26 protein-coding genes are annotated in these 26,149 nt (G+C 45.1%); 6 read left to right on the top strand and 20 right to left on the bottom strand.

What is annotated here, in order from left to right; translation table 11 throughout:
* Nucleotides 1-1,296, bottom strand: a complete 1,296-nt coding sequence (hisS, locus tag ACSYSK_RS04735) for a histidine--tRNA ligase (protein WP_491715755.1) — start codon at nt 1,294-1,296, stop codon at nt 1-3.
* A 358-nt stretch (nt 1,297-1,654) separates the two neighbouring features.
* On the opposite strand from hisS, the gene ACSYSK_RS04730 reads away from it, so the two are divergent.
* Nucleotides 1,655-2,524: an N-acetylmuramoyl-L-alanine amidase gene (locus ACSYSK_RS04730; protein WP_491715754.1), complete on the top strand. Its 870-nt coding sequence runs from the start codon at nt 1,655-1,657 to the stop codon at nt 2,522-2,524.
* 243 nt (nt 2,525-2,767) lie between these two features.
* Here the strand turns inward: ACSYSK_RS04730 and dtd are convergent, their stop codons facing one another.
* The 5 genes from dtd to prmA are packed head-to-tail and all read right to left on the bottom strand — an operon-like array spanning nt 2,768 to nt 7,460.
* Complete coding sequence (dtd, locus tag ACSYSK_RS04725; RefSeq protein ID WP_491715753.1) at nt 2,768-3,220, bottom strand: D-aminoacyl-tRNA deacylase; 453 nt, start codon at nt 3,218-3,220, stop codon at nt 2,768-2,770.
* Nucleotides 3,221-3,231: 11 nt separating this feature from the next.
* Nucleotides 3,232-5,454 carry a RelA/SpoT family protein gene (locus ACSYSK_RS04720; RefSeq protein WP_491715752.1) on the bottom strand — a complete coding sequence of 741 codons (2,223 nt, stop codon included), beginning with the start codon at nt 5,452-5,454 and terminating at the stop codon, nt 3,232-3,234.
* A 15-nt stretch (nt 5,455-5,469) separates the two neighbouring features.
* Nucleotides 5,470-5,796: a hypothetical protein gene (locus ACSYSK_RS04715; RefSeq protein ID WP_491715751.1), complete on the bottom strand. Its 327-nt coding sequence runs from the start codon at nt 5,794-5,796 to the stop codon at nt 5,470-5,472.
* Between the two features lie 36 nt (nt 5,797-5,832).
* Nucleotides 5,833-6,579, bottom strand: a complete 747-nt coding sequence (locus ACSYSK_RS04710) for an RsmE family RNA methyltransferase (protein ID WP_491715750.1) — start codon at nt 6,577-6,579, stop codon at nt 5,833-5,835.
* An 11-nt stretch (nt 6,580-6,590) separates the two neighbouring features.
* Nucleotides 6,591-7,460: a 50S ribosomal protein L11 methyltransferase gene (gene prmA, locus ACSYSK_RS04705; protein WP_491715749.1), complete on the bottom strand. Its 870-nt coding sequence runs from the start codon at nt 7,458-7,460 to the stop codon at nt 6,591-6,593.
* 102 nt (nt 7,461-7,562) lie between these two features.
* Here prmA and ACSYSK_RS04700 point away from each other — a divergent pair, with 102 nt between their 5' ends.
* Complete coding sequence (locus tag ACSYSK_RS04700; protein WP_491715748.1) at nt 7,563-8,525, top strand: nucleoside hydrolase; 963 nt, start codon at nt 7,563-7,565, stop codon at nt 8,523-8,525.
* A 9-nt stretch (nt 8,526-8,534) separates the two neighbouring features.
* Complete coding sequence (locus tag ACSYSK_RS04695) at nt 8,535-8,885, top strand: hypothetical protein (protein WP_491715747.1); 351 nt, start codon at nt 8,535-8,537, stop codon at nt 8,883-8,885.
* Between the two features lie 291 nt (nt 8,886-9,176).
* Here the strand turns inward: ACSYSK_RS04695 and ACSYSK_RS04690 are convergent.
* The 14 genes from ACSYSK_RS04690 to ACSYSK_RS04625 all read right to left on the bottom strand — a co-directional run bounded on the left by ACSYSK_RS04690 (nt 9,177) and on the right by ACSYSK_RS04625 (nt 23,191).
* Nucleotides 9,177-10,588 (bottom strand): IS3 family transposase gene (locus ACSYSK_RS04690; RefSeq protein ID WP_491715273.1). Its coding sequence is split into 2 segments (ribosomal slippage): nt 9,177-10,096 and nt 10,096-10,588, totalling 1,413 coding nucleotides; the frame shifts between segments, so codons are not numbered across the junction.
* Between the two features lie 84 nt (nt 10,589-10,672).
* Complete coding sequence (locus tag ACSYSK_RS04685; protein ID WP_491715746.1) at nt 10,673-11,422, bottom strand: NADPH-dependent oxidoreductase; 750 nt, start codon at nt 11,420-11,422, stop codon at nt 10,673-10,675.
* 17 nt (nt 11,423-11,439) lie between these two features.
* Nucleotides 11,440-11,913 (bottom strand): transcription elongation factor GreA, encoded by a 474-nt coding sequence (gene greA, locus ACSYSK_RS04680; RefSeq protein WP_491715745.1) that lies wholly within the window; start codon nt 11,911-11,913, stop codon nt 11,440-11,442.
* Nucleotides 11,914-11,944: 31 nt separating this feature from the next.
* A complete protein-coding gene (udk, locus tag ACSYSK_RS04675; protein ID WP_491715744.1) occupies nt 11,945-12,586 on the bottom strand; it encodes a uridine kinase in 642 nt (213 codons plus the stop codon).
* Between the two features lie 15 nt (nt 12,587-12,601).
* On the bottom strand, nt 12,602-13,711 hold the full coding sequence (gene mltG, locus ACSYSK_RS04670; protein ID WP_491715743.1) for an endolytic transglycosylase MltG: 1,110 nt from the start codon (nt 13,709-13,711) through the stop codon (nt 12,602-12,604).
* A 181-nt stretch (nt 13,712-13,892) separates the two neighbouring features.
* A complete protein-coding gene (pheT, locus tag ACSYSK_RS04665; protein WP_491715742.1) occupies nt 13,893-16,310 on the bottom strand; it encodes a phenylalanine--tRNA ligase subunit beta in 2,418 nt (805 codons plus the stop codon).
* A gap of 6 nt (nt 16,311-16,316) precedes the next feature.
* Nucleotides 16,317-17,363, bottom strand: a complete 1,047-nt coding sequence (pheS, locus tag ACSYSK_RS04660; protein WP_491715741.1) for a phenylalanine--tRNA ligase subunit alpha — start codon at nt 17,361-17,363, stop codon at nt 16,317-16,319.
* Nucleotides 17,364-17,683: 320 nt separating this feature from the next.
* Nucleotides 17,684-18,031, bottom strand: coding sequence for a winged helix-turn-helix transcriptional regulator (locus tag ACSYSK_RS04655; RefSeq protein ID WP_491715740.1), 348 nt, complete (start codon nt 18,029-18,031; stop codon nt 17,684-17,686).
* A 116-nt stretch (nt 18,032-18,147) separates the two neighbouring features.
* The gene (locus ACSYSK_RS04650) at nt 18,148-18,636 is read right to left on the bottom strand and encodes an HD domain-containing protein (RefSeq protein ID WP_491715739.1); all 489 of its coding nucleotides are present in this window, start codon (nt 18,634-18,636) and stop codon (nt 18,148-18,150) included.
* Nucleotides 18,637-18,726: 90 nt separating this feature from the next.
* Nucleotides 18,727-19,488: a TrmH family RNA methyltransferase gene (locus tag ACSYSK_RS04645; protein WP_491715738.1), complete on the bottom strand. Its 762-nt coding sequence runs from the start codon at nt 19,486-19,488 to the stop codon at nt 18,727-18,729.
* 20 nt (nt 19,489-19,508) lie between these two features.
* Nucleotides 19,509-20,126, bottom strand: a complete 618-nt coding sequence (locus tag ACSYSK_RS04640) for a hypothetical protein (protein WP_491715737.1) — start codon at nt 20,124-20,126, stop codon at nt 19,509-19,511.
* 33 nt (nt 20,127-20,159) lie between these two features.
* Complete coding sequence (locus ACSYSK_RS04635; protein WP_491715736.1) at nt 20,160-21,095, bottom strand: hypothetical protein; 936 nt, start codon at nt 21,093-21,095, stop codon at nt 20,160-20,162.
* 9 nt (nt 21,096-21,104) lie between these two features.
* A complete protein-coding gene (locus tag ACSYSK_RS04630) occupies nt 21,105-21,944 on the bottom strand; it encodes an exonuclease SbcC (protein WP_491715735.1) in 840 nt (279 codons plus the stop codon).
* Between the two features lie 80 nt (nt 21,945-22,024).
* A complete protein-coding gene (locus ACSYSK_RS04625; protein ID WP_491715734.1) occupies nt 22,025-23,191 on the bottom strand; it encodes a hydroxymethylglutaryl-CoA synthase in 1,167 nt (388 codons plus the stop codon).
* Between the two features lie 129 nt (nt 23,192-23,320).
* On the opposite strand from ACSYSK_RS04625, the gene ACSYSK_RS04620 reads away from it, so the two are divergent.
* The 3 genes from ACSYSK_RS04620 to ACSYSK_RS04610 all read left to right on the top strand — a co-directional run bounded on the left by ACSYSK_RS04620 (nt 23,321) and on the right by ACSYSK_RS04610 (nt 26,048).
* Nucleotides 23,321-23,593 (top strand): acylphosphatase, encoded by a 273-nt coding sequence (locus tag ACSYSK_RS04620; protein WP_491715733.1) that lies wholly within the window; start codon nt 23,321-23,323, stop codon nt 23,591-23,593.
* 73 nt (nt 23,594-23,666) lie between these two features.
* Nucleotides 23,667-24,611 carry a membrane protein insertase YidC gene (yidC, locus tag ACSYSK_RS04615; protein ID WP_491715732.1) on the top strand — a complete coding sequence of 315 codons (945 nt, stop codon included), beginning with the start codon at nt 23,667-23,669 and terminating at the stop codon, nt 24,609-24,611.
* 207 nt (nt 24,612-24,818) lie between these two features.
* Nucleotides 24,819-26,048, top strand: coding sequence for an ISL3 family transposase (locus tag ACSYSK_RS04610; protein WP_491715731.1), 1,230 nt, complete (start codon nt 24,819-24,821; stop codon nt 26,046-26,048).
* The last annotated feature ends 101 nt before the right edge of the window (nt 26,049-26,149 follow it).

Raw genomic sequence — 26,149 nt, 5'->3', positions numbered from 1 at the left:
TCACTTCTCCTTTGAAAAATTAGCTTGCACCCGCGCAAAATCCTGATAGACCTGCTGCAATGCGACCTTAGTTTCCTTACCACTACTCATTTCTTTAACGTTGATCATTCCCGATTCTAGTTCGGCTTCCCCAATCGTCAAAGTAAAACTCGCCTGTGCTTTGTTAGCCGCTTTAAATTGGCCCTTCGGCTTTTTGTCTAAATAATCGCGTTCGGCACTAAAGCCTTGATGTCGTAAGGCTTGCACCACTTTCAAAGTCGTGACCTGAGCCACTTCACCGATTCCTACTACATAAGCGGTCAATCCCTGTGGTTGCGCAACTTCGATGTGTTCGGCCGCTAACACTAGTAATAAACGTTCGACCCCTAAACCAAAGCCAACTCCAGGTGTTTGCGGACCGCCCAGCTGTTCGACCAAACCATTGTAACGACCACCCGCACAAACCGTAGTCCACTTGCCACCAAAGGCTTGCGAATCACTCATCAACTCGAAGATCGTGTGGTTGTAATAATCCAATCCCCGCACCATTTGAGTGTCGATCTCGTATTCGATCCCCAGTGCAGTTAAATACTGTTTAACCTGCGCAAAATGTTCACTGGCTTCCGGCGTTAAATAGTCCAGGATCTGCGGGGCGTCAGCAACGATCTGTTGGTCTTGAGGTTCTTTACTATCCAAAACACGTAAAGGATTACGTTCCATCCTGACCTGTGAATCCGGCGACAACTCTTCTTTATGCGGTGCTAAAAACTCAAGCAACGCCGTCCGGTAATCGGCTCTGGTCTTTTGGTCACCCAAAGTATTCAAGCTTAATTTCAAATGGGATAAACCAAAATGTTGCAGCAAGTCAACGGCTAACGCGATCACTTCGACGTCAAGCGCTGCGGACTGAGAGCCAAAAGCCTCTACTCCGATTTGATGAAACTCACGCATCCGGCCGGATTGGGGCCGTTCGTAGCGAAACATCGGTCCCATGTAAAAAGTTTTAAAGGGTTTAGCCACTTCCGGACCGTATAATTTATTTTCTACGTAAGCCCGCACGACTCCCGCAGTTCCTTCCGGACGCAAGGTAATGTGGCGGTCGCCTTTATCGTAAAAATCATACATTTCCTTAGTAACGATGTCCGAAGTTTCACCGGACGTGCGGGAAAAAACGGCGAAATTTTCAAACAGCGGCGTGCGTATTTCTTGGTAACGGTAATTGGCAAAGACTTGGCGGGCAATATTTTCGATTGCTGTCCAGCGACTCGCCTCTTGCGGCAAAATATCCGCGGTTCCCTTTGGACGTTGGTATTTCATAATTTCCTCCTCTGAATTGTTTGATTCCATAAAAAAAGCCCGAGGCTACTAGCCAAGGGCGCAAACTGCACGGTACCACCTTTATTTTTCACTTGGCAATAACGCTGCAGCAGCGACAATTATGCACCTCAAAAGTGTCTTCATTTTAGCAACTTGACGGAAATCGCAGCACTTCTTTCCGCTCTCTTCCAAGTTAATTAAAACTACTCTTCTTTATCATTGGTTTTCAAAATTAGTATACAAATAAAGTGAGCCAAAAGCAAGGGGCTCAGCTCCAACAAATGCGAGTAACGATTTTCAAATGCCACTAAATTTTGTATAATTGATATTAGTTCAGTAAACGTAGGTGGTGAAACAAATGCACAGTCGTAAAATTGCGGGTAATAAAATATTATTAGCAGCGATCATTATTTTTTTAGTCGGTCTGCTGGGCTACCGCACCATTCACTATTTTCAACAAGTCGTAGTCCAAACCGAAGAAGCAGTGCTAAAAAAAGGCCCGGGAATTGAGTATGAGCAAAAAACTACCGTCCCTAAACAAACCCGGTTGACGATCCTTAAAACTAGGTATCACTGGCTCTACGTTAACGACGGCCACACCAACGGTTGGATCGCCGACTGGATGATCGCCCCCACCTATCATAATCAAATCACCAGTCTGGCTAACGCAACGATCGTGTTAGATCCCGGTCACGGTGGTTCCGATTCGGGAGCCCTGGCTGCCACCGAAAAACACCACGAAGAAAAAAATTACACCTTACGTTACGCGCAAAAAACTGCGGCTAAGCTGCGCAAAACAGGAGCTAAAGTTTACTTGACCCGGACAACAGACCAAACCGTTTCACTCACGGCGCGTCCTGCCTTAGCGTTACGGACGCACGCCGACGCGTTTATCAGTTTCCATTTCGATTCTTCGCCCAAGGCTAACCTCGCATCCGGAGTGACTACTTATTATTACCATAAAGATTCATCCCTACCATTAGCCAACAGCTTAAGTCAGCAATTCAATTCGCTTTCCTTAAACAACCGCGGCGTCGAGCCGGGTAATTTTTTAGTGATCCGCGACACCGTTCAACCCGCGGTCTTACTCGAATTGGGTTACATTAATTCCGAGCCGGACTTCTCTCAGATCAAGTCTGCATCCTACCAAAATAAAGTTACTACTCAAATCGTTACCGGCCTAAAACAGTATTTTAGCAGTGATGGCAATCATAACAAAAGCAAGTAGCTAGCCGCAGACTGCTGGTTTTTCAAAGCGCGGTTAATCTATGCTTACAAGGAAATAAAACACTAAAAATAGAGGCTCCAGACAAAACAGACTTTTGTCTGGAGCCCCCTATTGTATTTTAGTCACTTATTGTCTGACCGTACTCCTAAAAGGAGTAATGCGCCTAGTTACGGTTAAAAATAAAAGCCAAGTTCAGGTTTTACTCGCAGCTAGGCTAGTACCCGAAGCACCTTTTTGTCCCCATTAATTTAACAACTCCGCGGTATCGTAAATGATCGTCACCGGGCCGTCGTTAGTCAACTCTACTTGCATGTCGGCTCCGAATTCACCGGTCGCAACTTGCAACCCAGCCGCACGCAATTTAGTATTAAATAAATCGTAGTTTTGGCGCGCCAACTGCGGTTCTTGTGCCAGTGAAAATCCCGGGCGGTTGCCCTTTTTAACGCTAGCATACAAGGTAAACTGCGAGACCGACAAAATTTGCCCAGCCGCTTGTTGGATATTGTAATTCATCTTACCAGCCTCATCACTAAACACCCGCAAATTAGCGATCTTTCTGACACAGTAATCGATTTGTTTTACTCCATCGCCGTTCGTAAATCCCACCAGCAAGACAAAACCGCGGGGAATCTCGCCTACTACGCGCTCCGCGATCTTCACTTGTGCGTGCTGACTTCTTTGCACTACTACCCTCAAAGTATTTCCTCCTAACGGATCGGTCGCTTAACTTCATAAACGTCCTTGACGCGTTTGATATTATCGATCAAGCGTTGTAATTCCATTTTGTTATGCACGCCAACGGTGATGTCGATCGTCGCCATTTTGTTCTTGTCGACCCGGCCGTTAACGGAACTTAAATTCTTAGTCGTATTGTTGATCACTTGCAAAACTTCGTTTAAAAATCCCGAATAGTTATAACCTTTGATCTCCAAGTCAGCATTATAGTACGTATAGCCAAGTTCAGTCGTATTCCACGCCACTTCGATCAGGCGCGTGCCGTTTTGTTCTTCTTGACTAACGTTGGGACAGTCGCTGCGATGAACCGAAACCCCACGTCCCTTGGTGATATATCCTACGATTGGATCTCCAGGAAGCGGATTACAACAACGACTCAAGCGAACTAACATGTTATCGATGCCGGCAATTATCACGTTTTCACTATTCTTAGCAACCTTGGGGGGCCGCGTGACCTGCTCGTTATCGTGGTGTTGTTCTAATAATTCCTTTTCCTGTTGGTGCTGGCGTTTGATCTCTTCTTTTTGCCGAATATCTTGCGTTAATACGTGCGCGATCCCCGTCGGCTGTAATTCACCAAAACCCAATGCAGCATACAGATCTTCCGCCGTTTGGTAGTGTTTTTTAACCAAGACTCGTTGCAAGTTATCGTTAGTCAAAATTTCGTGGGGATCATAGCCAGCCGTTAGCAAGGTATTACTGAGCAGTTCTTTGCCCGCCGTAATATTTTCATTACGATCGCGCATTTTAAAGAAACGCCGGATCTTATTACGCGCTTTATTGGTGTGTACAAAATCTAACCAGTCCGAACTGGGGCCGCTGGAATTTTGCGAGGTTAAAATTTCTACGATATCGCCGTTTTTGATCTGATAATTCAACGGCACGATCTTACCATTGACCTTAGCCCCCGTCGTGTGGTTACCGATCTCAGTATGGATCGAATAAGCCAAGTCCAACGGGACCGCTCCTTTAGGCAGTTCGATCACGTCACCTTTAGGCGTAAAAACGTACACCCTGTCGGTAAACAAGTCGCCCTTAACGCTTTCCATAAAATCAGTCGCGTCTTTAGCGTCGTTTTGGTATTCCAAAATTTCCTTAAATAAATTCAGCTTATCGCCAGTCGTCGTTGCGGCAACCGCCCCGGTTTTTCCTTCCTTATAGGCCCAGTGCGCAGCGATCCCGTATTCAGCGACCCGGTGCATCTCTTTAGTTCTGATCTGAACTTCAAACGGCCGCCCGTTACTGCCCAACACGGTCGTGTGTAACGACTGGTACATGTTAGCCTTAGGCATCGCGATGTAATCCTTAAATCTTCCCGGCATCGGCTTCCAGTTGGTATGGATCGCGCCTAACACCGCGTAACAGTCCTTGATCGAATCGACCACGACCCTCACTGCCAACAAATCATAGATCTGGTTAAATTGTTTGTGCTGGTCGCGCATTTTGCGGTAAATCGAATAGATATGCTTAGGCCGCCCGTAAATTTCACATTTTAAGTCCAACTCGGCCAGCACTTTTCTGATCTGCGCCACCACTTCATCGATGTATTTGAGTCGTTCCTTACGCTTAGAATTCATCAAATGAGCGATATGATAATACTGCTGCGGGTTTAAATAACGCAACGATGTGTCTTCTAACTCCCATTTGATCGCACTGATTCCCAACCGGTCGGCTAACGGTGCGTAAATTTCCAGCGTTTCGTTGGCGATCCGTCTTTGTTTATCGGGACGTAAATGACTTAACGTTCGCATATTATGTAAGCGATCAGCCAGTTTGACGATGATCACCCGCAGATCTTGGGCCATCGCTAACAATAACTTGCGGTGATTTTCGGCCTGCGCTTCTTCGTGTGACACGTATTTGATCTTACTGAGTTTAGTAACTCCGTCTACGATCACCGCCACGTCATGCCCAAAAAGCTCTTCGATGTCTCCTAACGTCACCGGTGTATCTTCAACTACGTCGTGCAAAAAACCCGCGCACACCGTTTGCGGATCCATCTTTAAGTTAGCTAAGATCCCGGCCACTTGGATCGGGTGAACGATGTAAGGTTCACCGGACTTGCGAAATTGTTCGCGGTGAACGTACGTCGCAAAGTCACAGGCTTTTTTAACCTGTGCGACGTGTTGTTTGTTCATGTATTTTTCACACATCTCCAAGACTTGTGCCGCATTCCAAATTGTTTCTTTTTTCAACGCACTCACCTCTGCTTAGTCCTTAGTCACCCCGTAAGCTAAAAACGTCAATAGTAAATAAATCAACGTAAAATAGCTGGCGTAACTAGCAAAAAAATAGCGATAACCGGCAAAATATAACAACGGAAAAAGCAGTAAAAAAAACCAGCCTCTTCGCATTTTACCCGCACATAAACCGGTAACTACCGCATAAATAATGTTGACTCCTAGTAAGATCAATCCCGTTTTCACGATATCCGTGAGGGCCAAAGACACCCCAGCGATCGGGATCACGAAAGCAAAAGTTGCACCAAACGCAAGGTACCACAAAGCCCGGACCATAAATAATTTATTATCACTCATACTGTTTCCCCGTTTACTTAAATGATTAACCGTATTTTACTCCAACTCTAAAGTAAATGAAAGAACCGCTAAAACGTAGAGCGGAGCCGTCTGCGCCCGCATGATCCGCGGTCCTAGACCACAAACTCGGACTCCGGATGCCTGCAACTCCCTGATTTCTGCGACAGAAAAACCGCCTTCTGGGCCGAAAAAAAAGGTTGCTTGCGCACTTTTTTGCTGTTTAATTTCCTGACACACGCTGACCAATCCCGCGGTCTGATTGCTTTTACCGGCTTCTTCGTAAGCTACCGCACGTACGCCGCCGGTTTTGGCTAAGACACTTTGCTGGTTGGGATATAATTTGACCTGCGGGATCAGGTTTCTGTGTGACTGCTGGGCCGCGGCCAACGCGATCTTTTGCAGCCGCGCAACTTTTTTTTCGGCTTTATCATTAGCCCAACGCGCGACCGAGTACTCACTATTATAAAAAATGAACTCGCTGGCACCCATTTCCGTTCCCTTCTGTACGATCTCTTCGGACTTGGCTCCCTTGGCCAAGCCACAAACTATAGTCACTTTAACTGGTAGCTCACTATTAGTCGTTTGTTGCGCCACAATTTGGGCCACGGCTTGCTTTTTAGTTACCTGCGTCAGTTGGGCGACCTTCACTATTTGGTCTGGTCCCACTAATTCAAACTTAGTTCCGACTTGTGCGCGCATCACCGCCAGTAAATGATGACAGATCTCTGGAGGAACTTCAAACTGAGATGTGGTAATATTTTGTGTCACTAAATATCTTTGCATGATCCACCTACTTATTTTTGCCAACTAGCACTAATACAATACCAGTCTCCGCTATTTAAAATTTCGTCTGCCACCAAACCGTTAGCGTTTAACAACGCCAAAACCGCAGATAACTTATCTGCAATGATCCCAGAAAGCAACAAATGTCCAGTAGGTAACAAGCAGTTTTTGACTTGTGGCACCAAACGCTCGTGCAAGTCGGCCAGTAAATTAGCGACGATCAGGTCCGCGGGTAATTCAATGCCACTCAATAAATCATTGACCGCTAACGTTGCGTCCTCTAAACCGTTAAGGTGAAAATTACGCCGAGCGGCCGTCAGCGAATCGGAAGTCACATCGTAAGCATAAATTTTACTTGCGCCTAACAACCGCGCCGCGATACTCAAAACTCCCGAGCCCGTACCCACGTCGATTACGGTCTCACCGCCCCTAACGACCATTTCTAACGCGTGTAAGATCAATTTAGTAGTCGGGTGCGTTCCGGTGCCAAAGGATTTTTGCGGGTCTAATTTAATGACGCTGACTTCTTGGGCAAAATCAACAGCATCTTCCCAGCTAGGAGCGATCGCTAAGTAGCGGCTGATTTGGACCGGATGATAGTATTTTTCCCACTGCTTCTCCCACGCACTAGAAGAAACCGCCGTGTGTGTGACCGTGAAATCTCCCGGGTCAAGGCCGTAAGTCGGCAAGCTCGCCAAGTATTGCTTTAGTTGCATAATTAACGGCTCCAAGTCCTTAGGTGCGGTAAAATATGTCGTTAAAGTCACCATTTGTTGGTGTTCTTCGACTTGCAACCCTTCCGCACCGTTTTCTAGTAAAAAGTTGCTAACTGCATCTTGCGCGCTTAAAGCAACACTAACAGCTAATTTTTCCCATTCCATAAATTCACGTCCTTAAAATTATTCGCTATGATTGCGATCACATGCTTACAAACTGCTTCTTTTTTGTTAAAATTAACTTAAATATATTGGGGAGGTTTTACAATGGCAAAATATAAAATGATCCTTGACCTGGATACCGGAATCGATGATGCTTTAGCCCTAGCCTACGCGATCGCGACCCCGTTAGCGGATCTGATCGGTGTCGTGTGCTCGTACGGTAATGTAACTACCCCCAAAAGCGCCGAAAACACCTTAGCGCTACTAAAATTATTGGGCCACCCGGAAATCCCGGTCTATTTAGGAGCAAGTCACGCTTTAGACCAAACAAATTTTACCGTTCAACCGATCAGTGCCCAGATCCACGGTAAAAATGGCCTCGGTGAAGTCCAATTGCCCCCAGCACAAAATCACGTTGATCCGCTGGAGGGACAAGAGTTCATCATTCAAGCCGCACATAAATACCAAAAAAATTTGTTGCTCGTGCCGACGGGACCACTGACTAACCTGGCAAGTGCCATTAGCACCGACCCCCAAATTGTTTCCCTGATTGGCAACGTGACTTTAATGGGTGGCGCTTTGAGCGTTCCAGGAAACGTTTCTGCCGTCGCCGAGGCTAACATCCACCAAGATCCGCAAGCAGCTAATGCCGTTTTAGGGAGCGATTTAAACTTGACCATGGTCGGCCTAGACGTCACGACCCGCACGTTACTAACTAACACCGAAACCAGTGTTTGGCGCAAACTTAACACTACCGCCGGAACCGCCTATGCGCAAATCGTCGATTATTACATCGACGCTTACCGGGTAACTAATCCGCACCTCGGTGGCTGCGCTTTGCATGATCCCTTGGCCGTTGCCGTGGCAGTTGAACCGACCTTAGTCCAAACACTGCCCTTAAACATGAAAGTTGATACGGCTCCAGAAGTTAGTGGCCGCACGATCGGCGACGAGACCCGGATCAATCAACCTGCGCTATACACCAAAGTCGCCGTTAACGTTGCCCGGGAACATTTCTTGGCGGAATTCATGCAACTCTTGACTAAATTATTTAAAAATCTTAACTAGGTGAACACAATGTGGCAATATTTAGGAATCTTAGGCTTTGCTTGCTGGTTATTTCTGACCGTCATCAAATTTAACCAACTCAAACCAAACGGGCGCTCTTTTTCGTACCGCCGGGCTTTTTTCGGTCAGTTAAACTGGTATTCCAACCTGCGCAACTGGTTGTTATTATTCAGCCTAACGGTCTTAGAACTGACCGCAGACCTGAAAGTTATTTACCTGTTATTTGGCGTCAGTGCTCTCATCTTTTTACTTTTATGTCTGCGCAACTTACACCTAAAAGTCGGTGCCATGAGCAAATCTTTACTATTGGCGTTACTCAATTTAATCGTCTGCGTCGCCACCGGCCTTTTCGTGATCTAATCGAGTAATATCATGACAAACCAGCTGTGAGAAGCCGGGTAGCAGTCGATGTCTTTAGAGCTTAGAATGTTGGTTCGAAAAGCGCGATTAAACTATTACTTATGAAAATCAAAAATGGGGGCTGGAACAAAACAGAATGAAGTGCAACAAAAAAGTTAGACATTTATAAAAGCTTAAAAATTTATCGCTTAACCAAAAAAGCAAAAACTCAAGTCATGTATATTTAAAAACCAATGGAGGTTTAGGAAGCGTCGTGCCTAAGCCTCCATTGGTTTTATGTACATTTTTAAATTAAGCCGTCAGTTTTTGGCGATAAGCGCTTGGCGTAGCGTAATTTAACTTGTTAGATCTCCTAACTTGGTTAAACCAAGCAACGTATTCTGTTAAGATTGCCTGCATTTTTTCCAGTGAAGCTATTTTTTCTCGATTTAACTTTTCTCTTTTTAACAAGTTAAAAAACGTTTCTGCTGGAGCGTTATCTAAGCAGTTACCTTTTCTAGACATACTTTGCTTGATGTGCATTTGCTTTAAGCGAGATTGGTAATTAGGATTACGGTATTGAAAGCCTTGATCTGAATGCAAAATGGGACGAGCGTCTGCTGGTAAGTTAGCTTGTAATTCTTCTAACATTGCATAGACTAATTCCATATTAGGTGAATAACTAACCTGACAGGCTAAGATTTCTAGCGAAGCTTCATCAATTACTGGTGAAATATAGACCTTACGGCCGGTAGTTAATTTGTATTCAGTAATGTCGGTGTGTAAAACGTGGTATGGCTGAGTTTCATCGAATTGTTGTTTTAGTAAATTAGCTTTAGTCGTCCCCATTGGTCCCGCATAAGAACTATAACGAGCTGTGTGGCGACTATAAACTTGAGTTTTAAGCCCCAACTGCCGCATAATTTTACGAATTGTATTCAATGAATAACGGTAACCGCGGTCTAATAAAGCACTATGAACACGTCGATAACCGTAGGTTGCATGACCTTCATGATAAAAAATATCTTGAATAATAGGTCTTAAACTAGCGTATTTATCGGGCTTATTAAGTCGATTCCAACAATTATCATAATAGGTTTTCCGATTCATATTTAACTTCTTGAACAAGACTTTTAATGGAATATCTGGTCTTTGTGCCCGAATTTCCAAGATTATTCTGGTTTTTTGGCGGTTGGTAAGCTTGGATATCGGGCAGCCACTTTTTTTAAGATCAAATTATCTAATTCGAGATCTTGCTTTTCTGCCTTTAACTTAATATTTTCTTGGCGTAATCGTTCAATTTCAGTTAATGGTTTAGTTGGTTTTTTGGTCCGTTTTTTAATTTTTTTAGTTTTTTTCTTAGCCACTTGAGATCGTCTCCCTTTAGGTTGAGGTGCTAAGCCGGCTAAACCATTTTCGCGATAGGCTTTCTCCCAAGCACTTAAGCCAGAAAGTGCAATTTGAAAATGAGCGGCGACTTTAATTTTTCCCCAATCATGTTCTTGATAAAAGCGTAACACATGTAGCTTAAATGTGGGAGAATAACTTTTTTTATGTCGTGAGGCTTTTAAAGCTGATAAGCCGTGTTTTTGGACTAAAAGAGCCCACTGTTTGATTCTATCTGGTTTAATTGCATACTCTCTGGCTAAACCTTCAAATGAATTTTCATGCCGTAAGTATTTAGTAACAATTTCTATTTTGAGTTCAGTTGGATATCCAATCATAAAAAATGCCCCCTAATAGTTAGTTTCTATGTCTAACTATTATGGAGCACTTCAGAATTTTGTCTCAGCCCCTCTTTTTTCCACTTAAGCCAGACACAGCCCCTGTTGGTGCAAGATCTCCACCAAGTCATTGCGTTTGGTCTGACGTTTTGCTAATTTACGTTTAATTTGGTTGGTAAACGTGTCGACCCGTTGGTTGGTATCACGCAAGTCATAGTAAGTATGGATGACCTTATCGTAGTCAGCTAGATCAGCCACGTCAAAATCGGCTTGGTACTGATTTTCAAAGTAACGCCGCTTCAACGGTAAACGCGGTTTTAGTTCCGGATGCTGGGCCGGATAACCAATTTGTAAGCCTAACAACGGGAAAGTCAACGGCGGCAAGTTTAACAATTTGACCATCTCAGCCGCATCGTCTAAAATGCTGCCTAAAAAGACGGTCCCCAACCCCCGACTCTCTGCTGCTGTCGCCGTGTTTTGGGCAGCCAACACCGTGTCTTCGACTGCCTGTAAAAAGACATCGGTCATGTGCAAGCGCCCGTCGTCCAGCCCACTTTGCCGTCTGATCTGTTGGTTGCGGTAGAGATCGGCCACTAAAATAAACAGTTCGCCGTTAGCACCAACGTAATCTTGCTGGCAAACCGCACGGATCGCAGACCGTAACTGCGTGTCCGTCACGTGGATCACCGTCGTTTGCTGTAAAAAAGAAGAAGTTGCTGCCTGGCGTCCCACCTCTAACAAACGATCAATTTCTGCGCGAGCGACCTTTTTGGCACTAAAAGCCCGGATCGTACGCCGTTCTAGCAATAGTTTTTCTGTTTCGTTATTTTCCACTCAATGTCCTCCTGTTATTACTCGACTGCCGTGATCTTCACTTTCATCGCGCCACCCGGAGTTTGGATCTCAACTTGTTCGCCTAACTTGTGGCCGATCAACCCCTTAGCGATCGGGGATTCGTTCGAAATTTTACCGGCAAACGGATCGGCTTCGGCAGCACCTACGATCTGGTAAGTTTCCGGCTCGTCGTCATCTTCTTGAAAGGTGACTTTCTTGCCGACCGCGACTTCATTTTTAGCGATCGCATTGCTGTCGATGATCTCGGCGTAGTTTAACATGTGATCAATTTCTTTGATCCGTCCCTCGACAAAAGACTGTTCGTCTTTAGCGGACTCGTATTCCGAATTTTCGGAAAGGTCACCGAATGAACGAGCAATCTTGATTCGGTCGATCACTTCGGATCTTTTCTTAGTTTTCAACTCTTCTAATTCGTCTTCTAGCTTCTTTTTACCCTCTTGGGTCATTGGAAATGTTTTTTGTTCTGCCATGATAAAGATCCTTTCATTTTAAATCTAATTGCTACTTAGAAGGACGAGAAATAATATCCTTGATCTTAGTTACCAGTAAATCGACCGCCACTCGGTTCTTGCCACCTTCCGGAACGATCACGTCGGCGTAACGTTTAGTCGGCTCTACAAACTGGTGGTACATCGGTTTGACGCTTTTTAAGTACTGCTCGATCACGGCTTCTAGGGTCCGGCCCCGCTCTTTGATGTCCCGTTGGATCCGCCGTAACAAACGAATATCGTCGTCAGTATCAACGAACACCTTGATATCCATCAAATCCCGTAAGCGGGGGTCGTTTAACACTAAAACGCCCTCCAAAATGATCACTTCTTTAGGGGGGACTGTGACAGTTTCTTTACTACGGGTAAATAAGGCATAATCATAGACTGGCTGTTCGATCGACTGCCAGTCTAATAACTGCTCGAGTTGTTGCAATAACAGTTCCGTGTCAAATGCCGCTGGATGATCGTAATTGACCTGTTTGCGTTGAGCCAAAGGAACCGCGGTTTGATCGCGATAATAAGCGTCTTGTTGTAACATTAATAGTGAATGACCTGCCAACTGATCTAATATTGAATGAGCCACCGTCGTCTTACCACTGCCCGATCCTCCGGCCACGCCGATCACGATCGGTCTTTTTTTCTTAACTTGCAACTATTTTCCTCCTAATTACTGCTGGGTTTGTAGATCTTTAGTGCCGTGTTTAGCACTGATCTGTTGGTGGCGCTCATATGTTTGCGAAAAGTAGACCTTACCGGTTTTACTATCGGCAAAAAAGTACAAGTAATTTTTATCTTGTTGTGCGGGATTTAACACCGCTTGGATCGAATCCAGACTCGGATTATTAAAGGGCCCCGGTCCTAACCCCCGGTGCAAGTATAAATTATACGGCGAAGCGACCCGCAAGTCCTTATAAGTCACGTTTTGCTTGTGCGTTTTTAACGCGTACAGCACAGAAATATCGGACTGGATCATCATATTGCGTTGCAGTCGATTCTCAAAAACGCCCGCGATCTTAGCGCGATCGCTCGAAGTGACCCCTTCACGTTCGACTAAAGAAGCTAGCGTCAACACGTCTTGCACACTCTGCTTTTTATCCCGGATCTGGCCGTAATAAGGCGTTAATACCTGATTAGTTTTAGCGACCATCTGCTCGACAAACTGTTTTAACGTCGTTTTTTTGGTGACTACATAGGTTGCCGGATACAAATAACCCTCGAGGCGGTAGCGCACCTTTTTGGCGGTCACAGCGGAACCTAACAAATCAGGGTACTTATTAGCTAGCGCGGTCACAAACGCGGGATCATTGACCAGCGTCAAAAATTGTTTGCGCGAAAACCGCGTATTGCGTGCGACTTGCGTAGCTACCTGACTAACAGTTGCCCCCTCACGGATCAACACGTGACCGGAATTTAACGGCTCGCTAGCACCACCGACTTGCAAGGTATGCGAAATAGTAGCTAAACTCATCGCAGGTTTTAACTCGTAGTAGCCTGCTTTTAAATTACCGATTTTTTTGGTTTTGACGTAATAATCGAAAACAAAACCGCTCTTGACCACTTTTTTATCCTCTAGGATCGAACCGATCTGCTTACTATTACTACCTACCGGGATCTTAACTTCGATCCGTTGGTGTGAATGCGGGGCTAGCGGTTTTAGACCAGACCTAAAATAACGGTAGCCCGCTAAACTAACCACGATCAGCAAAACGACGAGCAAAAAAACTACCCCACTGACCAAGCAGACTACGGTTTTACTAGCTTTAATTTTTTTATTCAAGATTCGGCCTCCTACAACTATCGTTTTCAATTATACTAAAAAAAATTATTTTTTGCATTAAGATAGCTGCGCCTTTTTCAACTTTAGTAAAAAGTAAACAATAAAGTAAGGACCAAGACAAATTGTAAAATTTATCTCAGTCCCCTTTTTTAACTATTAATTACCCCTTGCCAGCTAGTAATTAACGTGCACTAATTCCTAATTGCTCATCTAGTACGCTGACGACGTGGGCAAAGTCCGTCACGACTGTCTGGTCTTTTAAAGTACCGGCCGGATCACGGTAAACCAGCGTATAAGCTAATGACTTGTAGCCGTGCGCGATGTGTTCGCCCTGATAGTGGTCAAACAACTGAACGTCTTCCAAATATTGTCCACCGTTTTCCCAAATGCAATCTAACACTTGTTGGTTGGTAATTGCGACCGGAACCGCCAACGCTAGGTCACGGGTGATTGCCGGGTACTTAGCGATTTCTTCGTGCGCTAAAGTGGCTTTGGGTAAATCAATGATCTTTTGCAAGTCCAATTCGAACACGTAAACTCGTTTTAATTTATATTCACGGGCCAAATCCGGATGAATCTCACCTAAAAATCCTAACAGCTCATCACCGGCATAGACCTCAGCCGTCCGTCCCGGATGCATTTGCGGGTAAGCGGTCGTTGCACGGTAAGTGATCTTTTCTTTTAATGATAGGGAAGATAACAAGTATTCTACGATCCCCTTGACTAGGTAAAAATCAACGGGACGCTTGAGTTGCAGCCACGTAGACTGCTGCCAGTCCCCGGTCAAAACTCCCGCAATATGTTCTACTTCGCGGGGGCGCTCCTGCCCTTTTTTGGCGAAAAAGACCCGGCCTTGTTCGTATAACGCTACGTCCGTGACCTTGCGGGCAGAATTATAAGCTACGTCGTCCAATAACCCCGAAAGCAAGTTCATCCGCAGCGTCGTATGATCGGCACTCATCGGAAACGATAACTTGGTTGCAACACTGGGTTCTAATAAGAAGCGCTCTGCTTTTTCAGGAGTAGTCAAGCCGTATGAAATCGCTTGATTTAACCCCGCATCTTCCAGTAACCGACAAGCCGTCCGGAGCAACTCTTGTTTTTTGGTGTAATGCCCGGTCGTCATCTCTCCGGCAGGCAGTGTAGCCGGTAAGTTATCGTAGCCATACAAGCGGGCTACTTCTTCGATCAGGTCGGCAGCGATGAAAATATCCCACCTTCTGACCGGAACTTGGACCGTAAAATTCCCCTGCTCTTCTTGGACTCCAAAGCCTAAGCGTTCGAATAACTGACGCACTTGGTCGCTAGTCAAAGCAGTTCCCAAGACCTTATTGATCTTAGTAACCGAAACTTGGACTTCTTTAGGCGTTTGGTCGGCTTTTTCTATCCCGGTGACCCCGGTGACCACCTTACCGTTACCTAACTGGGCGATCAAAGCGGCCGCAGTGTCCAAGGCTTCTCTGACCGTTGCCACGTTAATGCCGCGTTCGTAACGCATTGAGGCTTCGGAATGCAGTTTTTCCTTCCGTGCGGTCTTACGGATCCGACTACCAGCAAAGACTGCGGACTCCAATGCCACCGTCGTCGAACCGTTATCGATTTGGGTAGCGGCGCCCCCCATCGTTCCGGCTAAAGCAACGGGGGCAGTTCCATTAGTGACTACAATATCATTAGCATTCAGTGTCCTAGTTTCGCCGTCTAACGTCGTCAGTTGTTCGCCTTCACGGGCTAAGCGCACAGAAATTTGCTTGCTATTTAATTTATCGTAGTCAAATGAGTGCAGTGGCTGTCCGTAATCTAGCAAAATATAATTAGTAACATCGACCACATTATTGATCGGACGCACACCCGCATTCCACAACCGGCGTTGAAGCCACAGTGGACTAGGCGCGATCGTCACGTCTTTGATGATCCGCATTAAATAAGTCGGCGCCAGGTCCGTTGGAATATCTTTAGCCGTAATGTAATCAGCGATTTGAGCAGCCGGATCTTCGCTTAATTTGACCTGCGGAAATGTAACTTGACGGTCGTATAAAGCAGCTACTTCATAAGCCACTCCGCGCATTCCCAACAGATCCGCCCGGTTAGGAGTAATGTCTAAGTCGATCACTTCTTGATCCATCCCTAAATAAGGAAAGACAGATTCACCGACAACGGCGTCGGCAGGTAAAACATAAATACCATCAGCGTAGTGTTTAGGAACCACGTTTTCGGCAAAGCCAATTTCTTGTAACGAACAGATCATTCCCTGAGAAACCTCGCCACGCATCTTAGCTTTTTTGATCTTAACGTGACCCGCGATCCATGAATTAGGCAAGGCGACGATCACATTTTGCCCGCTTTCCACGTTAGGTGCTCCGCAGATGATCTGGTAATCTTCGTCCTCACCAACATCTACTTGACAAATGTTCAAGTGATCGGATTGGGGATGAGGAGTCATACTCTTAATGTGTCCGACAACGATCTTTTTTTGCCCCGCCGCTAGCGAAGTCACGTCGTCGACTTCAACTGCGGAACGCTCGATTTTATCAGCTAGTTGTGCCGTAGGGATGTCTGCTACGGGTACGTATTCATTCAGCCATTCTTTTGCAACCTTCATACTATTTTATCCTTTCTGTGCGAATTGATTTAAAAAGCGCATATCGTTCAAATAAAATTCCCGAATATCGTCAACTCCGTACTTCAACATTGCCAAACGATCCGGTCCTAAGCCAAAGGCAAAGCCGCCGTAAACTTCAGGATCGATGCCCGCCATCGTCAACACGTTAGGGTGCACCATGCCAGAACCTAAAACTTCGATCCAGCCCGTGTACTTGCAGACTGCACAGCCCTGACCCTCACACTTGAAACACGAAACGTCGACTTCAGCTGACGGTTCGGTAAAAGGAAAATAGCTCGGCCGTAAACGGATCTCGCGTTGAGCACCAAACAACGTCTTAGCAACTACTTCCAAGGTTCCCTTCAAGTCGGCCATCGTAATGTGCTTATCGATCACTAGGCCTTCAATTTGGTGAAACTGGTGGGAGTGAGTGGCGTCGTCAGTGTCTCGCCGGTAAACTTTTCCCGGGCTGATCATCTTTAACGGTCCCTTAGTAAAATCGTGTTTTTCCATCGTCCGGGCTTGGACCGGCGAAGTTTGGGTCCGCATTAAAATCGAATCGGTAATGTAAAAAGTATCCTGCATGTCGCGTGCCGGGTGGTCTTTGGGTAGGTTAAGCATTTCAAAATTGTAATGCTCTTCTTCAACTTCCGGTCCGTCAACTACCTGATAACCCATTCCCAAAAAAAGGTGCTCAATTTGGGTGATCACTTGAGTCAATACGTGGGGTCTACCTTGTTTGACCGCCACCCCCGGCAAAGTGACGTCGATTTTTTCCGCCTCTAACTTAGCAGCAGTCTTAGCTTTTTCCAGTTCTTGGCGCTTATTTTCCAGTCGTTGCGTTAGTTCATCACGAATTTGGTTGGCAAAGCTGCCGACCTGGGGACGTTGTTCCACCGGTAGTTCGTGCATTCCCCGTAAAACTTCAGTTAAGCGTCCCTTCTTGCCTAAAACCTCAATGCGAATATCGTTGATCCTTTTGAGCTCAGCGGCTGCAGCAATTTCTTTTAAGCCTTCACGCTGCAGTTGCAGCAATCTATCTTTGAGATCCATTGATTTTTCCTTCCTTTTGCTAGATTTTACGAAAAAGAAAAAAAGCCCCGCCCCCGAAAAGGGACGAGACTACGCGGTACCACCCTTGTTTTAGCCGTTAATACGACTAACACTTGGTGCTTGATAACGATCAGAACCGACCGTTGTGCTTTTCGCATTGCGCTCCCAGCACCAACTCGGGAAGTGAACTTCAACTGTTAGTTTGTCGAAGCATTCTCAGTTTACTGCTTCTTCCTGTAACAACCCGTCAGCCTACTTTTTTCCGTCTTCGTCTTCAAATATTAACATCAGTGTACCTTTAAAAAAATCAAGCGTCAAGTTTAATTTTGACAATCTGCCAAAGTGTACCATTTTTCGGCCCAAGTATGTGCCGCTTCCATGATCTCCGTTAAGTCCGCCCCTTGCGGCGTTAACTGGTAAGCATCGCGACACGAATTTTCTAACGGCACTTTTTGAACCAAATTTTCCTCTTCCAATTCTTTTAACCGTTCGGCTAGGACCCGGTCGCTACATTTAGCGATCTTAGCCGCAAGGTCTTTGAAACGTTGCTGTCCTTCCACCCGTAAAACGTCGATGATCAATCCGTTCCACTTTTTGCCTAAAATACCAAAAGCCTTAACAAAACGCGGACACATCTGATACTCCCCTTTTTTCTCAGTTGCTAACATAGCCAACTTCCCCCTTTATCTCACCTAAAATTTCCGTAAATAAAAAAGCTCGTCTGTTAATTAGCCGAGCACTTTTAACGTTCCTATTTTAAAACAATTTGCTTACTTTTGTAAAGTTAAATTACTAATTTCAATTTGCCACTCAATTCTCGGTGCAAGTGGCCTAAATATTCCTGGGTAGCAGCGTACTTGTCGACCGCCGAAACGATAAATCCCTCCGGGTAACGTGGAGGACATAAGGTCGCGCCCCACATGTGCTTAACGATAATATCTTTTTCTAGTGGTGTTAACTCCGTCAATTTTTCCGCATTTTTTAACGCGATGCGCGGGTGGATCCACGCGTGAGTCCCACAGTCAAACTTAGTGACCCGCCAATCATAATAAAATAAATCATGCAATAAACCGCCGCGCGCAGCCGCCCGCGCGTGTAAGTGGAACTTTTTAGCCAAACGATAACTAAGATACGAAACAGTAATGCAGTGCTCCAAGCGCGTCGTCGCGTGATGTTGCTCATAATTACCCAATTCCCGAACAGCCGGTTGGGCTAACAACTCGGCTACACAGTCTAAATACCCTTGATCGTTTTGCCATTCAGCTTTAATCATCGTCTAACCTCACTTATCTCAAGTCTAAACTATGATTATCATAACTCATAAGTGGCGGCTTTGGCAATTTAAAAAATTATTAAGATAACGTCATTTTTTCAGCGCAAACATTAAAATCCCCGCCGCGACCGCCACGTTCAACGATTCCGCTTGTCCCGTTAGCGGGATATATAAATTAGCACTGGTCTGGGCCAAAACCTCATTACTGATGCCGTTACCTTCGTTTCCCACGACCAGGCCCAAGTTTTTTTGCGGGGTGATTTGGTCATAACTACGCGCAGCTGGATTTAGTTCGCTGCCGTAAACGGGGATCCCTTGCTCCTTAAAAGCCGCAAGCCACTCCGACAAATCGCCCTGAAACAACTGCAAGTGAAACTGACTGCCTTGCATCGCGCGCACTAATTTGGGTTGGTACAAGTCCACCGTTCCTTGCCCCAAAACAACACCAGCAAAGCCCGCGGCGTCTGCCGTACGCACGATCGTCCCCACATTACCCGGATCTTGTAATGCATCTAGTAGTACCCACGCACCCGTAAGATCAGCCGGTATTTTATCCGCTGGCTCGGTGAGCTGGAGCACGGCAAAAATTCCTTGGGGCGTAGTCGTTGCACTCAATTGCCGGGCAACCGCGGAAGAAATTTCGTAAAGTTCAGTATTTGTTGGGACGTCAAACTCATGATCGAACTCAGCGGTCATTAAAATGGCCTTTAAGTTGCAGTTAGCCTGCAGCGCTTCACTGACCAAATGCCATCCCTCTAACAAATAAGCTTGCTGTGCACTGCGTCCTTTTTTAGTCTGCAGTTTTTTGATCTCTTTGATCAACTGATTTTTAGTTGCCGTAATTTTTTTCATTCACTGCTTATCCTTTACGCTTAATGTACTGCTATTTTTTTAACCAGCCGCAAGACCGCTAACTGGTAGCCGTCCGCTAACTGATAAGTCCCCGCAAAAACCCGTACGTGGTAAGTAAAAGCCAGCTTTTGTAATAGTTTTTGCCGGGTAACAAACCGCAGGGTAGTCAAAAGTACCGCACAACTAGCCTGTTGGCGCGGTAAATACTGCGAGTGATAGATCGTAACCGGGATCTGACTCAACGCCAAATCACTGCTAAAAAAGTTCATGTTGTAGTGAGCAATTTCGCTCAGCAGGTCAGCAACCAAACCAGGAAATTGGCGCTCGTTAAAAACGGCAGTCAAGGAATCACTAGTCAAAGGCAGGCAGTCGATGATCGGTGCTAGACTAGCGTTGACTGGCGTCAGCAATAAATACAAGTAACCCCTTTTGAGCCGTGTTTGGTGCTCTAAAAGTACCGTATTGATCTTACCTATCATAAACATCTGCCGCCTAACGCCCAAGATCTGATAGGAGATCACCGTCAAATTGACCTGTAACTGCTGTTGTTGGAGTCGGCGACGCAAAAAAGATTCGATTTTTTGCGCTAGATAAAATTCATAGCTAGTTTCACCGACTGGCTGGTATATGACTTCCACTTTGCAATTCCTTCCAACTTAATGTGCTCATCTTTAAAAATAATTAGCATCCACCCTGATCTCTAACACGGTCAGATTATCCAAATACCAATCCCGTAAAAATTGATACTGGCATAATAAATCAAACCACGATAGCTGTGCCGCAGTGTCTTGCACGCTGATCCCCCACTGACCGTCTTTAGCACAAAACAGTAGCTGCAAGTCCGGTTTTAAGCGCAATAAAGCGTCTCCTTCACTATTTTCCTCCAACATGTAACCAGCTTGAGCGGCCACCACGAACAACTTGTCCAGTGCCTCTTTAGGCCTTGTATTCGTGCTAAAAGGATAAAACACCGTATTGGCGGGATCTAAAATATTAAAATCAACGTCAAAACCGTAGTCATCCTTGAGATAGCCACCTAAGCGCAGCATAAAATCGGCGAAACTCTTGCTGACAGTTAATTCAAATTGTTGTTGGTAATCGACCAGCAATAAAGTAACCAGCGCCCGCGCATTAAAGCGCACCAAGCGTTTAGTCAGATCCACGTAAAACAGTCGGTTGTTCGTTCTTTTTTCAAGGTAAAAAAAGCCCGCCGGCTGTGCCAAGCAAATAAAGTAACCGGCCGAATTAAGCGCCGGAAATTCGTGATACAGCTCTCGTTTGGCACTGTTATCCTGTAAAATCACCCGGGTAGTATCGTGTAACTCTAATAACCGGGTCAAAAATACCAAGTAAAAATCCGCCTTGCTGTATTGCTTGAGAAAGTGAAGGTACGCTGTGTCCAAATCAAACGCCGTCAGTTGTTCGAGGGCCGCCAGCAAGGTCGCAGGATCCTTAGTGGTGATCAGCTCGGTCAGGACTGTCGTGAATTTGAGTCCGTTTTGTAACCCCTGTTCGAGTTGTTGTTGGTAGGCAATCAGCTTGCCCGTGGTACTTTTAGGTAATGCTGCTTTTTTCTCCGGTTGAAAAGTGATCGTTTTATTATTCATTTTGTCTTCCTATCCTTCTTGTGCTATCAGGTCGGTCAAATAATCCCGGTACAAATTCTGATTATGTTCGACAAAATTAGCAAAAGTCCCAAACTTAGCAGTAATACTTTGCTTTTCGTATTCCAGTAAAGTATCTTCTTTGGATAGCGCTAAGATCTTTTTTTCATTTTCACGGATAGTTTCATAAGAATTATTAGCTTTTTCATCGATTTCAGTCAGGTGCGATAATTCTTGCACTAATTTTTCTTTTTCTTCTTTTTTGCGCCCATTTTCCCACGGCAGGGATTTTTCCTGCGCCAACTGCTTGATCTTCGTGCGCACGACTTTTTTACGTTGATCTCTTTCGTCTTGTTCGTCCATCAATTTCTGTAACTGTTCATTTTCGTGGGCAATCTGATCGATCTGTTGCCCGTTGACGCGCTGATTTTGCTTTTCCAGTTCAAAAGAACGAGCTAGTTGTTCGTAAGGTTCGGGGCTAAAAACAAACTGCACGTTCAATACGTCCAACTCGCCAAACAATTTGTGCCCCCACCAGTTGCCAAAATAAAACTGCAACTTAGCATCACTATTTTTTTCAAAGTAAAAAAATGGGTATGCCTGCCGTAAAAATAACAGTAATTTTTGACTGAGAAAATCGCTGAGCGCTCCTTTTAAGTCGCTAATTAAAAACTCATTACCGTCAGCACTGATGTGGCGGGCCCGCTGCACTTCTTTAGCGTATTTTTGGCCGTCGATCAGCTGATAGACCAAGCGATCATCTTGTTGTCGCAAAGCCTCTTGTAGTGCTTGTAAATAACTGATCTTACCGGTAACTGCCGCTTCCAGATTAGCCTGATTTGTCTTTCCCATATGATCTTCTCCCAATCATTATTTTCCCTTAATGACTTAGACACCTACTATCTTTATTTTACCACCGGAGTCCATGACTGCTACTTAGTTGGATCCAGCCGCCGCAAGTACTGGCGTTGAGCGTCACTTACTCCCTGAAATACGAAATCAGCTGGATCGACCGTCACGTCCAATTGCCGTTTCCTCTCAGTTGTAATAGCCGCGCGGTAAATTTCTTCGTATTCAGCCACACTGACCTGCTGGCGAGCCGCTAGTAGGTGTTTGACCCGCTGGTCTTGTGCGCATTCACAGAATTTTTCTTGCACGATCCCGCTCAAAAAGGCCGCCTGTGCTCCCGAGCCGTAACTATATAAACCGATGCGCTGGCCCGCTTTTAGCGTAGTACTATTTTGCACTAAGGACAATAAACTCAAGTATAAAGAGCCGGTGTATAAATTACCGACCTGACTACTATACAAGCGAGCGGCCTCAAACTGTTTAAACAACGGAGAAGACGCGTCGCTGACAACTGACCGTAACGCCTTGAGTCCTAATTTGGTATACGGTAAATGAAAAACTAAGGCGGCAAAATCAGCCAGCGTCCGGCCCGTTTGCTGACAGTACTGGTGGTAGACCTGAGTGAAAAATTCCAGGTAAACATTAGTAGAATACTTACCGGAAACTAAGGCCTCGCTGCAAGCTAATGGCCGCCAAAAATCCATCACGTTTTGCGCATAGACCGTCTGGGGGTCCTCGAATGCTAGTAAACTCGGATCAGCGGACAATAGCATTGCGACCGCACCGCCGCCTTGCGTAGGCTCCCCCGCCGTTTTTAACCCGTAACGGGCAATGTCGCTGCCAATTACCAGCACCTTTTTATCCGGGTGCACCGTCAGGTAATCTTTGGCCCATAACAAACCGGCAGTTGCTCCAAAACAAGCTTGCTTTAATTCGACCGCTAACACTTCTGCGGGCAACTCCAACAATTCAGCAACGTAAACGGCAGCCGATTTAGAGTTATCGATCCCCGATTCCGTCCCGAATAACACCAAACCCAGCTGTTTTTTATCAGCCGGCGTCAAAATCGTTTGCGCCGCGTTGCAAGCCAACGTTACGGCGTCTTGACTAGGAAGCAGGACCGCCATTTTTTGCTGGCCGATCCCCACCAAATATTTATTAGGATCTTCATTGCGCGCCGCTGCTAGGTCTTTCATCGCCACGTAAAAAGGTGAAGTGTAAAAACCTAACTTATCAATTCCAATTTTCATGCACATACTCCTTTGCTCAACATTACATATTATAGCTTACCTGATTTCAAAAAGGCAATCCTTGCCGGTTTTCCTGCGGACATTTTTAGCTTGTAGTATAATAATGCAAAAACAACAGGAGCAATTATCATGAAAACAGTACAGCTGACAGTCACAGGTTTCGTCCAGGGAGTCGGTTTTCGTTACACGACTAAAATGCTGGCGGAGCGGTTGGGAATCACGGGGATCGTACGCAACCAGTTTAACGGCGACGTTTATATCGAAGCGACGGGTAGCAACAGCGCGTTAACCCATTTCATCGCGGCAATCAAAAGTTCGCCTTCCCCCGCAGCACGCGTCACCGCCGTAACGACTAAAGAGATCCCGCCTAAAAAATACAGCGCGTTTTCCGTCGTTTACTAATAAAATAGCACGGAAAATCCGATTGTGATATAGTAGTAAATGTGTATTTTATAATGAAAGGATTTTTAATTGCATGAAAAATAAAAAGCTGGTCAGGTTATTTCCGCTTTTTTGGGGTCTAACTTTAATCTTAGGCGGCTGTGTCAGACGGACTAGTTCCGGCAAGCCGTATGGTTTTATTTACGATAACCTCGCGATCCCGACACAACATTTACTGGTGTGGTTATCACAACATTTAGGTAACAGTTACGGCTGGGCTATTATTTTGATCACCTTCGTCGTGCGTTTGATTTTAATGCCGCTCATGGTATCACAGTCACGGAAAGCCACCGTCCAACAAGAAAAGATGGCTGCGGTCAAACCATATTTAGATGATATTCAAAAAAGGCAAAAAAACGCTCAGACCCAAGACGAACAAATGGAGATCAGTCAGGAAATGATGAGCCTCTACAAAGAAAACGGGATCTCAATGACCGGGGGGATCGGTTGTTTACCCTTACTGATCCAAATGCCGGTTTTTGCCGCGTTGTACGCCGCGATCCAGTATTCGCCGGAATTGTCGAAGTCTTATTTTTACGGGATCAATCTGGGAAATCGCAGTCTAATACTCGTCATTTTGAGTTTTGCGATCTACGTTGCCCAAGCCTACATGTCGATGTATGGCCTGAGCCCCGAACAAAAAAAGCAAATGAAATCGATGCTGCTAGTCAGTCCGCTGATGACGGCTTTTATCACCTACATTTCTCCAGCGGGCCTAGGTTTGTACTTCTTTGTCGGCGGGATCTTTGCTTGCCTGCAGACACTAGCTATCATGTTCATGCGGCCGCGGATCAAAAAAGAAGTTGAAGAGCAACTTAAAAAGCACCCTATCAAAGCACCGGTCAAAAAAGCGGTCCCCGTTGCTCCGAGTACGAATGCTGCTACAACCAAAGCGGCTAAATCTGCTACGACAGCTGCTAACCAGCAGATGCACGCTAACAACCGCCAACGTAACGCCGGCAAACAAAGACATCACTAAATTTAATGGATACTAAAAAGGATCTGAGACAAAACTTATTGTTTTGTCCCAGACCCTTTTTTAGGGTTCTATACTAACAAGTGTTGATGACGAAAAATCAATGCTTGTTTTTTTGTATACCAATTTAAATTTAGGTATAAGAAAAAGCATTGCGCTTTTCCGTGTTACAATTAAGTCGACCAAAACCAATTGAAAGGAATGAAGGCAATGCTTTCCACAAATTATCTTATCAAACTTTGGCTCGGAATTACAGATAAAAACATCAATTTTGATGAAAAATATCCCCTCAGTCAGGAAATTATCAAAAAGAAACCAGCTCTTGTATTTCACGCTAATCTGACTTATTCACTTAACCGCTGTTTAAACTGCGGTTTCACAGGAAAAGTGGTCAAACATGGATTAAAATCTACCTTAGTTCAGCTGTGTGCTGATTCTCACCACCCACTTTATTTAGCACTTAAAAAGCAACGCTTTTTGTGTCGCCACTGTCAAATTTCTAGAACGGTCCATCAAATGATCACCCTAGAGGCAACCAAAAACGTGGCTTTACGTGAAATTGCCCAGCGTTTTAGGATCAGTGCCAGTACCGTCCAAAGATTTATCAACCAAGATAATCAGCAGTTATTAGTCGCTAAACCAACAACTCTACCAGCTCACCTGTTATTCGATGAAATCAAAGTCATGGGTCACGGCTATAGTTTTATTGTAATGGACGCCGATACTCATGAATTATTGGATATTTTACCCGGGCGCACGACCCGCGAGATTAAAGCTTATTTTCAGGAATTTTCCCTGACAGAGCGCCATAAAGTAAAGACAGTAGTCGTCGATTTAAACGCGGCTTATCTTAAATTTATTCCTGAACTTTTTCCGCAAGCAGCAGTGATCGTTGATCGTTTTCATATTGTACAGATGTTAAACCGTGCGCTGAATTCAATGCGCACTCGCGTAATGAAAAAGTATCCCAAAAGTTCGTTTGAATATAAGCTGTTGAAGCGTTATTGGCGTTTATTTTTAAAAAATTTTAACGACCTTGAGGCCGTTAAACTGCGTTATCATCCAGGAATCAAGCGCACTGATACTGACGTTCGTTTGGTCTATCAAGGGTTAGAGCTAGATTCCGGGTTCAAGGCAGCTTATGAAGTCTACCAAAAAATTTTAACGGCGCTCAAAGAACACGATAGTGCAACAATAATTACCACATTGAGTAATTACCATAAGCTAGATAATGAATTTGACCAGCCAATAAAATCGCTCAAGAAGAATCTGGTGGCAGTGGTAAATAGTTGTCGGTATCGCTATAGTAACGGCCCCTTAGAGGGCATGAACCGTAAGATCAAAGGGATTAAACGGACGAGTTTTGGTTTTAGAAACTGGTTTAATTTCAAGTTACGGGTCATTTTAGAATGTACCAGTAAGCTTTCAATACTGAATTAATTCAAAAAATTTGATCAAGTAGGAGGCTTATTTAGTGTACGTTAAAAGCGGGAAAACACGCCTAAATTACTAAAAATTAAAAGTGAAATTAATTAAAAACA

The organism is Ligilactobacillus sp. ESL1201 (assembly GCF_058503265.1).
This window is presented reverse-complemented; position numbering and strand designations above follow the sequence as displayed.

Bases quoted from the DNA above. Each gene is read 5' to 3' on its own strand.
- hisS (WP_491715755.1), bottom strand. From the start codon at position 1,296: ATGAAATACCAACGTCCAAAGGGAACCGCGGATATTTTGCCGCAAGAG.
- ACSYSK_RS04730 (WP_491715754.1), top strand. From the start codon at position 1,655: ATGCACAGTCGTAAAATTGCGGGTAATAAAATATTATTAGCAGCGATC.
- ACSYSK_RS04715 (WP_491715751.1), bottom strand. From the start codon at position 5,796: ATGAGTGATAATAAATTATTTATGGTCCGGGCTTTGTGGTACCTTGCG.
- ACSYSK_RS04710 (WP_491715750.1), bottom strand. From the start codon at position 6,579: ATGCAAAGATATTTAGTGACACAAAATATTACCACATCTCAGTTTGAA.
- prmA (WP_491715749.1), bottom strand. From the start codon at position 7,460: ATGGAATGGGAAAAATTAGCTGTTAGTGTTGCTTTAAGCGCGCAAGAT.
- ACSYSK_RS04700 (WP_491715748.1), top strand. From the start codon at position 7,563: ATGGCAAAATATAAAATGATCCTTGACCTGGATACCGGAATCGATGAT.
- ACSYSK_RS04695 (WP_491715747.1), top strand. From the start codon at position 8,535: ATGTGGCAATATTTAGGAATCTTAGGCTTTGCTTGCTGGTTATTTCTG.
- greA (WP_491715745.1), bottom strand. From the start codon at position 11,913: ATGGCAGAACAAAAAACATTTCCAATGACCCAAGAGGGTAAAAAGAAG.
- pheT (WP_491715742.1), bottom strand. From the start codon at position 16,310: ATGAAGGTTGCAAAAGAATGGCTGAATGAATACGTACCCGTAGCAGAC.
- pheS (WP_491715741.1), bottom strand. From the start codon at position 17,363: ATGGATCTCAAAGATAGATTGCTGCAACTGCAGCGTGAAGGCTTAAAA.
- ACSYSK_RS04655 (WP_491715740.1), bottom strand. From the start codon at position 18,031: ATGTTAGCAACTGAGAAAAAAGGGGAGTATCAGATGTGTCCGCGTTTT.
- ACSYSK_RS04650 (WP_491715739.1), bottom strand. From the start codon at position 18,636: ATGATTAAAGCTGAATGGCAAAACGATCAAGGGTATTTAGACTGTGTA.
- ACSYSK_RS04645 (WP_491715738.1), bottom strand. From the start codon at position 19,488: ATGAAAAAAATTACGGCAACTAAAAATCAGTTGATCAAAGAGATCAAA.
- ACSYSK_RS04635 (WP_491715736.1), bottom strand. From the start codon at position 21,095: ATGAATAATAAAACGATCACTTTTCAACCGGAGAAAAAAGCAGCATTA.
- ACSYSK_RS04630 (WP_491715735.1), bottom strand. From the start codon at position 21,944: ATGGGAAAGACAAATCAGGCTAATCTGGAAGCGGCAGTTACCGGTAAG.
- ACSYSK_RS04625 (WP_491715734.1), bottom strand. From the start codon at position 23,191: ATGAAAATTGGAATTGATAAGTTAGGTTTTTACACTTCACCTTTTTAC.
- ACSYSK_RS04620 (WP_491715733.1), top strand. From the start codon at position 23,321: ATGAAAACAGTACAGCTGACAGTCACAGGTTTCGTCCAGGGAGTCGGT.
- yidC (WP_491715732.1), top strand. From the start codon at position 23,667: ATGAAAAATAAAAAGCTGGTCAGGTTATTTCCGCTTTTTTGGGGTCTA.
- ACSYSK_RS04610 (WP_491715731.1), top strand. From the start codon at position 24,819: ATGCTTTCCACAAATTATCTTATCAAACTTTGGCTCGGAATTACAGAT.